The following is a 13037-nucleotide window of genomic DNA, read 5'->3' as shown; positions in this document are numbered from 1 at the left end:
CCACTTCCGACCCACTGCCGCGAGCGGGGGTCTCCCGGACAGATTCCCGGCAGGGAAGGTGTTGAATGTTCAAGAATATATACATTACCAAGAAGGAGCATTACGTGAGTGCTGGGACGAACGCCGGGACCACCAAGGACGTCACTGATTTCTGGTTCGACCCACTGTGCCCGTGGTGCTGGATCACCTCGCGATGGATCCTCGAGGCCACGCAGGTGCGCGACCTGCAGGCGAACTTCCACGTGATGAGCCTGGCCGTCCTCAACGAGGGCCGAGATCTGCCGGAGGAATACCGCTGGCTCATGACCAAGGGGTGGGGCCCGGTGCGGGTGTTGATCGCGGCCGCGCAGAAGCACGGCGACGAGATCCTGCTGCCGCTGTACACGGCGATGGGCACGCTCATCCACAACGAGGGCAACAACGACTTCGGCGATGTGATCGTCAAGTCGCTCGCCGAGGTCGGGCTGCCGGCCGAACTGGCCGAGACCGCCGAATCGGAGGAGTACGACGCCGCACTGCGCGAGAGTCACGCCGCCGGCATGGACGCCGTCGGACCGGACGTCGGAACCCCGACGATCCACGTCAACGGTGTCGCGTTCTTCGGGCCGGTCCTGTCGCGGATTCCCCGCGGCGAGGATGCGGGCAAGGTGTGGGACGGTGTGGTCGCGCTGGCCGGCTACCCGCACTTCTTCGAGCTCAAGCGCACCCGGACCGAGGACCCTCAGTTCGACTGAGCCCAGCTCCGATCCTGGGCACGGTCACCGAGTGCCGGGCCCGGCCGGGTCGGCCGCGTACTGCAGTTGCTGCGGATCGCGGTAGATCTGGCCGGGTTTCACGAACAGGTGACCGTGCCGGGTCCTGTTCCGCAGGGCGGCGGCGCGCCAGGTGAGCACCGGATGTCCCGACAGCAGATTCACGAACCACGGGAAGAACCCGCGTTCGGTGGTGGCACGGTCGGCGAGTTCGTCGAATCCGACGATGCTCACGAGATATTTGTCCGCGCCCAGAACACCTCTCGCGCCGCGGGCGCTCTGGGGCCGCACACAGTAGCCGTGGTTGTCTGCGGTGTATTCCATCGATCGGAACAGCGCCGACCCGACCACGGCAATGTAGTTGGCGGCGTCGTCGTCCAGGGTCCGCGTACGTCGAGGTGCGGCGCCTGGGCGGCGAAGATTCAGTCGTGATCGGCGGGCTCGCCTCAGGACGCAGATTTGACGCGTGCGGACTCTTAGTCCGGAAATCTTCACGGACCTCGCCAACAAGTGGACGTTGCTGGTCATCGAGTGTCTCGGTGGGCGCACCCTGTGCTTCAGTGAGTTGGGGGGACGCAGTCGAGGGCATCAACTACAAGATGCTCACCCAGAACTGCGGAGCTTGAGTTGACGGCCTGGTCGAGCGGAAAGCGCATCCCACCGTGCCACTACGGGCCGCCCACACCCTCACCGAGCCCGGCCACGCCCCTCCGAGCGGCGATCGATGGAATGTGCGCCTGGACCCTCCGGAACCTCGGTCACATCAAGGCATCCCGTCGGAGCTTAGATGCCTGAGCGGCAAATCTGGATCGGACTGGGAACTTGGGCCTGGCGACGGCTGGCGACGTGGTCCGGTCAACCGCGTGCAGCGAATGGCTGGCGAAGCTACGCGCCTTTCTCGGCATGTACTGCGGGACCGCGGGTGTTGACCGTTCCGCCACGCCGCCGCCATTCCGGATCGACGCGTGAACGGAACGTGTCGAGGCTGGCGTCAGGTCTATGTCGCCAAATTGTTTCCGCGCCTTACAGCGTGATGAGCGGAGGCTCGGGAGACTGTCGCAGCGGCGGGGTTGCCTCAGGGGGTGGCGGTTCCGCCGGGTCGGCTTCGTAGCCCGCCCTATTCTTAGCCTGTGGGTGTGGGGGTCCGGTCGAGCAGGATTTCCGCGGCCACGCGCGCGTGCCGACCGTAGCCCGGCTGATCGAGGACCATTGCGCGGCTGGCGGCGCCGTCGGCGAGGGTGACCAACTGCTCGGCGAGTGCGGCCGGGTCGGCGGCGCCCAGCTCCGCAGCCAGCTCGGTGACGAGCTGCGCCATCAGCAGCTTCTGCTCCCGTGCGTAGGTGTGGACCTCGCTCTGCGGGTCGGGGAACTCGACCGCGGCGTCGATGAACGGGCACCCCCGCACCGGGGACGTGGCCGGAACCGGGGGATCGAACAGTCGGAGAATCCGCTCCCGCGGGTCGAGATCCTCGCGGGTGAGCACGCCTTCCAGGGTCCGCCCCGACGTGGCCAGCTCCCGCAGGTGCGCCATTACAAGGTCGCTTTTGGCCGGGAAGTGCGCGTAGAGAGTGCGTTTGGACACCGGAGCCGCGTCCGCGACCTGTTCCATTCCAGTCGCATTGATCCCCTGGTTGGAGAACAGCAGGGCGGCGGCAGCCAGGATCCGTTCCCGCCCGCCGCGCCCGCGGCGAGTGACCTTCGTCGTCGCATCCATAACGCCTGAGTATACGCACGCGTTTACTTTTTGGCGGAAGTGCTGCTAGAGTCACCCTTCGTTAGGTAAACGTTCACGTATACATAAGTCGTTTCGAGGAGTGCCCCCATGAGCCCGTCCCACACGACCGAACTGAGCGGCCACGCGGAGAAGCTGATCCGTAGCCGCCGCGCCACCCGCGCGTTCCGGCCCGACCCGGTGCCGGAGGAAACTCTGCGCGCGGTCTTCGCCCTCGCCGGTGCCGCGCCGTCCAACTCGAACGCGCAGCCCTGGCGGGTCGAGGTGGCGAGCGGGGCGCGGAAAGACCGCCTCGCCGACGCGATCGTGGCCGCCCACGCCGAGCAGCGCACCACCGTCGACTTCCCCTACCACGATGACATGTACTCCCCGGAGCAGCAGGACCGCCGTGCCGAGTTCGGTGGCGAGCTCTACGGTGCACTGGGTATCGGACTGGACGACCACACCGCACGCGCCGCCTACGATGCCGAGAGCCTGCGCTTCTACGGTGCCCCGCACGTTGCGTTCCTCTTTGCCACCGGTGACGGCGCAGCCCGGCTGGCTGCCGATGTCGGCATCTACACCCAGACACTGCTGCTCGCGTTGACCGCGTACGGCGTCGACAGCTGCCCCCAGGGACTGCTCAGCTTCTACGCCGACACTGTCCGCGACGAACTCGGCATGAACGAGGGAAAGCTGCTCGTGGGGATCTCCTTCGGCTACGCAGACAAGGACGCGCCCGTCAACCACATCACCACCGGCCGCGCCGCCCTCGACGCCACGACCACCTTCCACCCCTAGCCCGCGCCCTATTTGGATCGAGGAAATCCTCCATTGGGATGTTGTCGGTCACCCCCTGGCGTTGGCTCGCCTGGTCCAGACACCGGGCGCGGCCCAGGCGTAGTCAACGAATACAGTGAGGGTGGCCACGCTTACCTCGACGGTTTCCAACTCGTGCCACTCTCGATGAAGCCGCGTTTGCGATCGACACCCGCGGACACCGAGGAAGTCGATCCGGTATGGACACAACTCGACCGTTCGCACTAAGTCATCTCTTCCATCCGGACGACTCACCCATGCCGATACTCAAAGCCTTTTGCTTCGTGGACCTTCCGATTTCCACGGAATGCCTCGTCCTTAACACGACGGCGTGAGTTCCCGCTGGGGGGATGGACACTCGACGCATAGAAAGAGTGTACGTAGCACTATCCCCGCAGTATATCTTCCTGCAGGGCAATGGCCCCGCAGGGGTCCGAAGCCGACCGAGGCTATCGAACACTCACTTCAGCGAAACTGCCGAAACTCGTCGCCCTGCACCAGCCGAAGACACTTACAACATCACACTTGAACGAAAACATGATGAGAGATTCCGATGGAATTGTTATCGGGTACAACACGATCAACGCATCAGAACACCGCGCTATGCCGACCGGACCCGCGCTTGAAGAGGTCCGCTTGCGTGGTCGTTCCGAAAGGACAGCTAACCAGGTCACGGGATGCACCCGCGCATCGTCCACTCCCCCGCCGCCGCTAAGGCGACAAAACGAAGACCCAGCATGGACGCCTCGCGTGACAGCCGCGGACGGCTCGGAATGGAGGACCTACGGAATGTTCTGGACCGCCCTGATCGGTGGCATGACATTGCTGGGTGCTGCAGTAGGGAACCCGTACCTCGGCGCCTTTGGAGGCGCACTCGCAGCTGGCGTCGTATCGCTCGCAGCGACCATGATTGGATAATCGGTCGCGCTGCGACCAAGCTCGAAGCCGAGGCGCAGCACACCCTCCGTTCCACCAGAATCCTGACCGTCTGTGTCCGGCCATCGAGAGATGCGCGCTGCTGTCAGAACGAGCACCAATTCCGACAATGATCTCGCACGGACTAACCAGCACGACTGCAAGACTGCGGCGTTGAGAGATGCAGACGAACGGCAGCGTTCACACCAAACCTCCACCTACATGCACGCGGACAAGGCCCACCACTGCGACGTGAACCCTCCACCTAGACAACACCTAGGTGGAACGATCAACCTACGCCGTCAAAACCGTGCTCGACCGCGTGATTTTGATTGCGCGAAGTTCCCCGAAAGATCTCTGCAATCGTGCAGATTCCCGTACATCGGCGGGAGTTGCTTGCGCTTATAGGGTGTCAGTCTGACAAAGGACATCGGCGAGACTTCAGAGAAGCGAGGCTGCAACTCGGTCTCCTTTGCAGGCTCGGCGTAGGTGAAGGGATTTGCATAGGCCAGCGGTGACCCCTCACACGAGCTGGCCTATGCAAATCCTGATATACCGACACCGGACCACGAACCCAGTAGCCCTAGCGGTTGTCCACTGAACCCGTCGTAACTCAGCGAGCGCCCGCCCATGCGAATTCGAAGCAGAAGAGAGATGAATTCAGCGCTGCAATGTCCGCTATCGTCGTCGCAGACTTGGGAAACCATCCCCCTCACCTCGAACCCAGTCGAGAATTCCGGTTGCAGTCAGTCAACCAGCATCGGCTCGGAATTGCATCAATCGGGGGGAGCCTCATCGACGCGAACGTGGTCGGAGTTCTTGGTATTCTCGTTGGCTGTGCCAGCAGGGAATATCCGTCGTCGCCCTAGTTGATCATCGACAGCGTGAGCGTGTGCGGCTCAGCCTCTTTGGTCGCGCCGCCGAACGTGACTGTCCTGAAGCTGGTCGATGGAGTCGACTCCTAACAGCTGCATCGTGTTCCGGAGCTCGACAGCCATCAGCTCCAGTGCTCGATCGACACCTCGCTCGCCTCCGGCCATGAGGCCGAACAGGTATGCCCGGCCGATGAGCACGAAGTCGGCCCCGAGACATAACGCCACCGCCACGTCGGCTCCGGACCTGATCCCACCGTCAACCAAGACGTCGGCGTGATCCCCGATGGCCTTCGCGATCGCCGGCAGCTGCTCCATGGGGACCGGTGCGCGATCGAGCTGGCGGCCACCGTGGTTGCTCACCACGACCGCGTCGGCACCTGCATCAACGACAGCGCGCGCATCGGCAACGCCCTGGACGCCCTTGACGATTAACTTGCCGCCCCAGATCTCGCGCAGCCAGCCCAGGTCGGCCACCGTTGCAGCGGGGTCGAACATCGACCCCACGAGCTGTGCGATCGTCCCGTCCTTCGAGCTCATCGAGGCGAACTCGAGTGGCGGAGTGGAGAGCAGGTTGAACCACCACGACGGCTTGCGGCTGGCGTCCACGACGGTTCGAAGTGTCAGCGACGGGGGTATTGTCAGCCCATTGCGTACGTCGCGGAGACGGGGGCCGGCGACCGGGGTGTCGACGGTGAGGACGAGAGCCTCGTATCCTGCCTCGGCGGCTCGCCGCACGAGGTCTCGACTGGCCTCGCGGTCGCGCCACAGATAGAGCTGGAACCACTTTCGGCTCGCAGGGACGGCATCGCTGACGTCTTCGAGCGATGTGGTTCCCATGGTCGAGAGTGCGTACGGTACACCGGCTCTGGCGGCGGCTCTGGCCACCCCGATGTCGCCCTCGTGATGCATCATCCGGGTGAAGCCCGTGGGTCCCAGGCCGAAGGGAAGAGCCGATTCCGATCCCAGCACCGGGGTACGGGTATCGACCCGGGACACGTCTCGCAGCACGCGTGGGTGGAATTCGATGTCGCGGAAAAACTCCGCAGACCGTTCCATCGCGATCTCGTCTCCGGCGCCACCATCGGTGTAGTCGAAGACTGCACGTGGCACTCGCTGTCGTGCGATGGCGCGCAGTGCGCTGACTGATTCGGCGCGAGCTAGCCGTCGATCGGTTCTGTCGAGGATGAATGGTCGTGGTCTGAGCAACGGTGCCAGCTCGGATGATCGGGGAAACCGCCTTCGGGACCGCGGCCGGGGTCCCAAGGCGTCCGGGTGGGGGAAGCGTGGAGGCGCGGTGTCTGTCCGCTCGGCGTCAACAGTCATGTTCGGTCTTACCCTCCGTTGCCCATGTCGTGGCGGTGCCACATACTGGCCCATTTTCGAGTATCTTGCCGCGCCCCAAAAGAAGTGGGCGCTCCCCCGCGATTCCGTACAGGTGGTCGTGTTGGTATTGCGCGTTGGTCTCAGCTGGCCGGAGGCCCGTGACCAGCAGGAATAGGCGCTTCGATGGCGTCCAGACGCCGTCACGCCGAAGAGTCCATGGATGTCCTGCTTGCCGCGGCCTCTATCTTCGGACGGACCCGGGCAACATCGCCATCCCATTCAACGTTGCAATCCCTTCCGATACCTTTCGCGCCATCATCGAGGTAGTCAGTCATTGAACGTGCAGCGCGGCTGAGCTAGCGCGACGCACCCAGCGGCGCTGAGGCGTCCCGCTCCGTTGCAGCAATGTCTGCCTCGGCCATGAGCGCGTCGAGGATCGCTGTCAACTGGTCTAAGAGTTGTGGGTCTCTGAATATGCCGTCATCCGAGAGCTGATCCTCCACCTCGGCGACGGCAAGCTCGAGGTCCACCACGCGCGCGCCGGCTGCTCCCAGAGAGCCGCGAAGCTGGTCCTGGGCCCAGGTCGCTCCGAAGCTGGACGTGCTGGCACCGATCACTGCGACTGCCAACCCACGTAGTGCTGCCGTTGTCACCGGGCGCGACGCCCAGTCAAACGCGTTCTTCAACTGGCCGGGGATCGACGCGTTGTACTCGGGCGTCGCAATGATCACGGCGTCTGCCCAATCGAGCAGACTGCGAAAGTGACTGACGGCAGCCGGCGGCGTCCCTTCATCGTCAGCATTGAACGGCGGGATGTCTCTGAGCGCCTCATAGCGCTGATACTCAACGCGGGCCGGCAGCCCATCGGCCGCGACTGCGAGCAGCTTGGTGTTGAACGAGTCGCGCCGGAGACTGCCCGAGATTCCCAGGACCCGAGTGATCGCCTGAGTCACGGCCTATACCTTCGCTTTCGGCAGCTCGAACTCGGCTGTAAGCGTAACCTCGTTCGACAGCGCATACCGTCCTCCGGGGAGTCGCTGGTTCCATGTCACGCCAAACCGCCTGCGGTCAATCACCGTTTCGAGGTCGATCCCGACACGCTCAGTGGCGTGGGAGTCGTCTGCCACGTACAACAGTCGGCCACGCAACTCCACACGCTCGGTGTGACCTCGCGCCGTCAGATCGCCGATGACGACGAGTGTTTCGTCATCGGCGAGGGTCACGGACGTCGACCGGAACTGAACGGTCGGGTGGCGCAGGGCGTCGAAGAATTCTGGCGACTGCAGATGCGTGTACTGTTCGTCGTTCTTGACCTGGATGCTGGCGGCTCTAGCCGAGCCGTTCAGGGTCATCTCGCCGGAGTCGTCCACCTCAAGGGTGGCGTCGAACTCGGCGACCCCGCTACGGAATCGGGAGATCTTGTGCATTGCCGAGATCCCCACGGTGGAGTGGATCGGGTCCAGCCGATAGGTGCCCGGCGTAGCCCGGGGGAAGGTGTCTTCGCTCATCGTTCGCCTCTCGTCGAGGTGGTCTGGTGGGTTGTTGCTCCGGACGTGTCCGTCAGCGGATAACCACGAGGATTCGCAGCGATCTGGCCTTGAGTTCCGGCCATTAGGTCAGATCGCTGATCTGACCTAATGGCCGGGCAGGGTTCCCTCGTGACGAGAGCCAACTCTCGAAGGATCGGCGGGATCTGGTTCACCTCGTAAAGGTGTGAGCGCTGCCGCCTGGGCGCCCTGTCCTGCCGAGAAGGATTCCCCTTCTTCACGTACTCCAGACGGTAGGAACTCCCAATGGCTCGCACCCGCTGGTCTCTGTAAATACTCATAAAGTGTATACTTTTCGAGCTACTTGGGTCAAGAGATATATCCAGAAGTTGCAGGGCCGCACGAGAACCGCCGGTTTCTTCAAGTGCTTCCGCAAGACCTCTCTGCGAAGAGAAGTGATTCTGGGCGCATCCTCCGGTTGCGTCGCTAGAGCGGTATCACGGATGGGTCAACGGTTTAGATAAAGGGTGCGCACGACGATTGCCGTGCGCACCCGACATGCCGAACGTAATGGTTACCCGCGAACAGCGAGTGCCAGTGAGGCGACACCTGCCGCGCCGGCGAGCACATCTGCCAACGCCGCGACGAGGTCCTCGGGCGCACCAGACCCTTGCGAGCGCCACGCGACGTGCCCGTCGGGTCGAACCAGTGCTGCGCCCTCGTGCCCGAGGGTCAAAGGTCCAACCAGGTGCGGCAGCACCTTGACCAGGAGTGGCACCTTCCCCTCGCGCGCCAAATCCTCTCCGGCTGCTTTCCAGCCAGTCGCGTCGGGGCCGCAGACCAGGACGAACGCCGTGTCGAACCAGTCAATGGTCGACTCGGACTCGGCCGCATCCAGCCACATGTGTGGGAACCGAGCGCCCGGTCGATCGGTCGGCCAGTAATACCGTGAGTCGTGAGGCGGGACCGGTGAACCGTCGTCGACCACGGCGGCACTGTCGGCGTAGATGAGCCCCATCGCTTGCCCCTCGCAGTTGATCTGTCGGTCCTGATCGATCAGGAGTGCGCGCCAGGGCTCGGGATCATCGTGACGGTTGTGGAAGATCTCATCCATCTCCTCGATCCGGTCAAAGCCCTCGACCGACCAGTTCGTGTTCGACCACGCCACCGGATGACGCTCGGTCTCGTAAGTGTCGAGCAGCGCATCAGTGCCACTGCCGTCCAGCACCGCAGCGAGCTTCCAGGCGAGGTTGTGCACGTCCTGGATGCCGGAGTTCATCCCGATACCGCCCGCTGGCGGAAAACGGTGGGCGGCGTCGCCAGCGAGGAACGCCCGGTCGCGGCGGAACGACTTCGCGACCTGCGCGCTCATGTTCCACACCTGGACGTTGATCGGCTCGACCTTGAGGTCGGGGATCCCCCAGTACTCGCGTACGAGGTCGATGAGATGATCGGTGCTGTACGGCTCCTCTCCGTCGCCGAGCAGCTGAATGAAGCGCCACCGGTCCCCGTCCGGCCCGGTCCCGAGCACGTCAAGGGCTGGACGTCCTTTCGGGCGGCACAGGAATCCCACGACGCGCCTAACGTGAGGCAGGTGTCCCACCGGCGCACGGAAGTAGTGGGTTGCACGCACCTGCAGCGTCTCGGGCCCTTCCATCTCGATGCCGACTCGCTCGCGTACGAGGCTCGCAGCTCCGTCGCACCCGACGATGTAGCGAGATCGCACCTCGAACTCCTCGCCGGTGTCGACATGGCGGAGTAGTGCGGTCACCCCCTCGGAATCCTGCTGGAACGAGATGACCTGTGTCGAACGACGAAGGTCGACCCGGGGCCGGGTCGAGAGCGCGTGGTCGAGTGCCTCTTCGACGACATCTTGCGCGACGATCGATTTCGGGGACGGCGTGTTGTTGCTGGGTTCCGGATGAGTCAGCGCGACGATCGGGCCACTTAAGCTCTCGCACCAGCTGATCACGTCGGAGTTCGGCGGCAGCCCGCCGCCACGCACCTGGCCCTCGATGCCCCATACTCGAAAGTGCTCCATCGTGCGCGCGGTGCTGCCGTACGCCTTCGGGTGCACCGTGGTCGCCGGGCGGCGCTCTGCAACGAGACTCGAGATCCCGAAGCGGTCGAGCAACAACCCGAGGCTCATGCCGACAGGACCGGCACCGACCACGAGAACAGGCACCTCGATCATCGCGCTTCCTTTCGTGTGACAACGGATGTGGTTTGGGATTCCGTACGGGCCGGATAAATGCCCAACGAGTTCACGACGACTCCAGCAGTTCTCGGGCGAGCGTCCCACCGGCGACAACACGCTCAAGTGCATCTCGGAGCTCGCCCGGGTCTCCGGGGCCTGTCGCCCGCCAGGCGACATAGCCGTCAGGCCGGACCAGCACCGCACCGTCGCGCTCAATCGTCAACGGACCAAGCAGCGCCGTCAGCTGCTTGATCTCGAGCGCCAGGTCGAGCTCGGTTGCCAGGGCTGTGCCGGCCCGCGCCCACCCCTGCGCCCCAGGACCACAGACGAGGACGAACGACGTGTCGAACCAGTCGATCGTCGACTCCGTCTGATCCGCGTCGATCCATATGTGGGGAAACCGCGCGCCGGGTCGGTCCGTCGGCCAGTAGTACTGGGCCTCGTGCTCGGGCATCGGGGAACCATCGTCGATCAGAGCACCGTCGGCATAGATGTATCCGAGCGACTGGCCTTCGCAGTTGATCTGCTCGTCCATGTCGACCAACAGGTCGCGCCAAGTCCGGGGGTCCTCGCGGCGGTTCTGGAAGGCCACGTCCATTTCCTGCATTCTGCGGAAGTTTCCTACCGACCACTCGGTGTTGTCCTGCGCCACCGGACGGCGTTCGGCCTCGTACGTGTCGAGCAGCGTCTCCTCGGCCTGTCCGTCGAGCACCATCGCGAGCTTCCACGCAAGGTTGTGTACATCTTGGATGCCCGAGTTCAGCCCCATGCCGCCCGTGACCGGGAAGCGGTGGGCTGCGTCGCCTGCCAGGAAGACGCGTCCTCTGCGAAACTCCTTGGCCACCTGGGCACTCATTCGCCAGGGCATGACGTTGATGAGTTCGACCTTCAGGTCCGGGATTTCCCAGTAGTCGCGGACGAGGGCGATGAGCTGCTGCTCGGTGAGCGGCTCCTGCCCCTCCTTCAGCTTCTCGAGAAAACGCCAGCGGTCCGCGTCCGGGCCGCTGGCCAGCACGTCGATGTGCGGCCGCGACGGGTCGGACGGCCGAACGAGGAACCCGATGGCACTGCGAACGTGCGGGAGACGGCTGAGATCAGCGCGGTAGTAGTGACTGGCCCAGAGCGCGATGGTCTCGGGACCGTCCATCTCCACGCCGAGCCGGTCGCGCACGACGCTGTCGGCTCCATCGCAGCCGACGAGATACTGAGCGCGTACCAGCACCTCCTCGGCGGTCTTTACGCTCCGCAAACGGGCACTGACCCCGTCGACGTCCTGCTCGAAGGACACCAGCTCGGTCGACCGGCGGATGTTCGCGGCCGGACTCGTGCCGAGGGCCGCGTCGAGGGCCTCTTCGACCGCATCCTGCGAGACGATCGACTTCGGGGCGGGCGTGTTGAGCGTCGCCTCTGGGTGCGTGTAGGCCACCAGTGGACCGCTGAGGCTCTCGCACCAGCAGACAACGTCGGCCGTGGCGGGCAGACCTGCCGCCCGGACCCGGTCCTCGATCCCCCACACGCGGAAGTGCTCCATGGTCCGCGCCTGGCATCCGAAGGCCTTCGGATGCTTGGTAGTCGTCGGGCGTCGCTCGGCGAGCATGCTTCGTATCCCCAGGCGGTCGAGCTGGAGCGCGAGGCTCATGCCCGCAGGTCCGCCGCCGACGATCAGGACTGGAACATCGATCGTGGAAGTCATTTTCTTTTCTTTCCTTTGCTTCGGTCTCTCAGGACTGCAGTGCCGTGTTCGATTCCGCCCGTGGGCGGTGGTGTTCCAGGCGATGCCCTTGCGGCCCCGGATGCCCAACGCATCCGGGGCCGCAAGCAGGGCTCATGGCGTCGCGGTGAGGCCGGTCCGCTCGATCGAATCGGCCAATTCGTCGAAGCTCGCGAAGCTGTCGGCGTTCTCCCTGGTGACGACCTTGGCAGCGACCAAGATCGACTTGGGCAATGGGAGATTCTGGTCCGTCCGGACGTTGTAGAGACCCGCCAGCGCCATCGCGCCGATACGGACCGCGTCGACCGATGTCGTCATGAGAAGCTTGCCGGCCTTGACACCACCGATTCCGTCGCTGCCACCGTTCGACCCAGCCGCGATCAGCTCTCGGCCGCTCGCTCGCGCCGCGGTCACGGCTCCGAGTGCGCTCGGATCGTTGTAGGCGATGATGGCGTCGAGGTCGGGATCCTTGCTGAGCATCGGACCGGATACCGCCGCTGCTCCGTTCGAGTCGTCGGTGGCGTTGGACCGCTCTCCCGCGAACTCCAGCCCAAACTTCGCGGCCCAGTACTTCGACCGCTCCATCTGGTACAGAGGCCCCGCGACGGGGAACGCGATGTTGAGGATCCCGAACTTGGCCCCCGCCTTCTCAGCGGCGATCGCCTTGGCCGTCTCGTATGCCTGATGGTCCGCGCCCTTCATGATCTGACCGGTGAAGCCCTCGGGCAGCTCGCCGTTCTCGAGGGCGACATCGACCCCGATCAGCGGGATGCCCTTCTCCTGTGCCTGCTTGATGAGGGGAGACAGCGCCTTAGGGTCGAGCGGATTGACGAGGATCCCGTCCACCCCCTGGGCCAGCAGCTGCTGGAAGTTCGAGACCTCACGGTCGACCTTCAGCTGACTGTCGAGGACAATCGTCTTGGCCCCCAGGAACTTGGCTTCCGCCTCGAAGCCCTCGCCCAACGCGTTGGTCAGCTCGTTGCCGGACGTGTTGTTGAGATAGCCGAACGTCAGCGTCTTGCCCGGCTTCTTCGCCGGCAGGCCGTAGCTGGTGGGCAGATCAGATTCCGGGCCCGAATAGGGCGGAATGCTTGCCGCGTCCGCTCCCGGCGAGGACCCGTCGCCGGTCGAGGTGTCACTGGAGCTGCACGCGGTCATCATCAACAGGCAGGCGCTCGTAATGAACGCAGCAGCCGCGAGGACGCGCCCAGGTCGGTTTCTTGTGTGGCTGGACATGTACATAATTC

General features: G+C 64.3%; 9 protein-coding genes and 2 pseudogenes. 3 read left to right on the top strand and 8 right to left on the bottom strand.

Features of this window, described 5'->3' with window-relative positions:
• Positions 1–104 precede the first annotated feature (104 nt).
• A complete protein-coding gene (locus OYT95_RS42240; protein ID WP_442972586.1) occupies positions 105–734 on the top strand; it encodes a DsbA family oxidoreductase in 630 nt (209 codons plus the stop codon).
• Positions 735–758: 24 nt separating this feature from the next.
• Here the strand turns inward: OYT95_RS42240 and OYT95_RS42235 are convergent.
• Positions 759–1091 (bottom strand): annotated as a pseudogene (locus tag OYT95_RS42235) (peptidase M48); the annotation flags it as partial.
• Positions 1092–1211: 120 nt separating this feature from the next.
• Here OYT95_RS42235 and OYT95_RS42230 point away from each other — a divergent pair.
• Positions 1212–1547, top strand: a pseudogene (locus OYT95_RS42230) (winged helix-turn-helix transcriptional regulator).
• 328 nt (positions 1548–1875) lie between these two features.
• Here OYT95_RS42230 and OYT95_RS42225 read toward each other — a convergent pair.
• Positions 1876–2466, bottom strand: coding sequence for a TetR/AcrR family transcriptional regulator (locus tag OYT95_RS42225; RefSeq protein WP_037235680.1), 591 nt, complete (start codon positions 2464–2466; stop codon positions 1876–1878).
• Between the two features lie 108 nt (positions 2467–2574).
• On the opposite strand from OYT95_RS42225, the gene OYT95_RS42220 reads away from it, so the two are divergent.
• Positions 2575–3264: a nitroreductase gene (locus OYT95_RS42220; RefSeq protein ID WP_037235682.1), complete on the top strand. Its 690-nt coding sequence runs from the start codon at positions 2575–2577 to the stop codon at positions 3262–3264.
• Positions 3265–5096: 1832 nt separating this feature from the next.
• Here OYT95_RS42220 and OYT95_RS42215 read toward each other — a convergent pair.
• The 6 genes from OYT95_RS42215 to OYT95_RS42190 all read right to left on the bottom strand — a co-directional run bounded on the left by OYT95_RS42215 (position 5097) and on the right by OYT95_RS42190 (position 13026).
• Positions 5097–6182: an alpha-hydroxy acid oxidase gene (locus OYT95_RS42215; RefSeq protein ID WP_328286575.1), complete on the bottom strand. Its 1086-nt coding sequence runs from the start codon at positions 6180–6182 to the stop codon at positions 5097–5099.
• A 569-nt stretch (positions 6183–6751) separates the two neighbouring features.
• Positions 6752–7348 carry an NADPH-dependent FMN reductase gene (locus OYT95_RS42210; protein WP_268792479.1) on the bottom strand — a complete coding sequence of 199 codons (597 nt, stop codon included), beginning with the start codon at positions 7346–7348 and terminating at the stop codon, positions 6752–6754.
• A gap of 3 nt (positions 7349–7351) precedes the next feature.
• Positions 7352–7903 (bottom strand): YceI family protein, encoded by a 552-nt coding sequence (locus OYT95_RS42205; protein ID WP_052033363.1) that lies wholly within the window; start codon positions 7901–7903, stop codon positions 7352–7354.
• A gap of 553 nt (positions 7904–8456) precedes the next feature.
• Positions 8457–10076 carry an FAD-dependent monooxygenase gene (locus OYT95_RS42200; RefSeq protein WP_052033364.1) on the bottom strand — a complete coding sequence of 540 codons (1620 nt, stop codon included), beginning with the start codon at positions 10074–10076 and terminating at the stop codon, positions 8457–8459.
• A 70-nt stretch (positions 10077–10146) separates the two neighbouring features.
• Positions 10147–11772, bottom strand: a complete 1626-nt coding sequence (locus tag OYT95_RS42195) for an FAD-dependent monooxygenase (RefSeq protein ID WP_268792478.1) — start codon at positions 11770–11772, stop codon at positions 10147–10149.
• A gap of 132 nt (positions 11773–11904) precedes the next feature.
• Entirely contained in the window at positions 11905–13026 is a 1122-nt protein-coding gene (locus OYT95_RS42190) for a sugar ABC transporter substrate-binding protein (protein ID WP_162181214.1), read from the bottom strand.
• Positions 13027–13037: the final 11 nt, after the last annotated feature.

Origin of the sequence: Rhodococcus sp. JS3073 (genome assembly GCF_026810085.1) — a bacterium.
Taxonomy (GTDB): domain Bacteria; phylum Actinomycetota; class Actinomycetes; order Mycobacteriales; family Mycobacteriaceae; genus Rhodococcus_F; species Rhodococcus_F wratislaviensis.
This window is presented reverse-complemented; position numbering and strand designations above follow the sequence as displayed.

Excerpts from the sequence above, each read along its gene's own strand:
- OYT95_RS42195 (WP_268792478.1), bottom strand. The coding sequence starts at position 11,772 with ATGACTTCCACGATCGATGTTCCAGTCCTGATCGTCGGCGGCGGACCT.
- OYT95_RS42190 (WP_162181214.1), bottom strand. The coding sequence starts at position 13,026 with ATGTCCAGCCACACAAGAAACCGACCTGGGCGCGTCCTCGCGGCTGCT.
- OYT95_RS42225 (WP_037235680.1), bottom strand. The coding sequence starts at position 2,466 with ATGGATGCGACGACGAAGGTCACTCGCCGCGGGCGCGGCGGGCGGGAA.
- OYT95_RS42205 (WP_052033363.1), bottom strand. The coding sequence starts at position 7,903 with ATGAGCGAAGACACCTTCCCCCGGGCTACGCCGGGCACCTATCGGCTG.
- OYT95_RS42220 (WP_037235682.1), top strand. The coding sequence starts at position 2,575 with ATGAGCCCGTCCCACACGACCGAACTGAGCGGCCACGCGGAGAAGCTG.
- OYT95_RS42200 (WP_052033364.1), bottom strand. The coding sequence starts at position 10,076 with ATGATCGAGGTGCCTGTTCTCGTGGTCGGTGCCGGTCCTGTCGGCATG.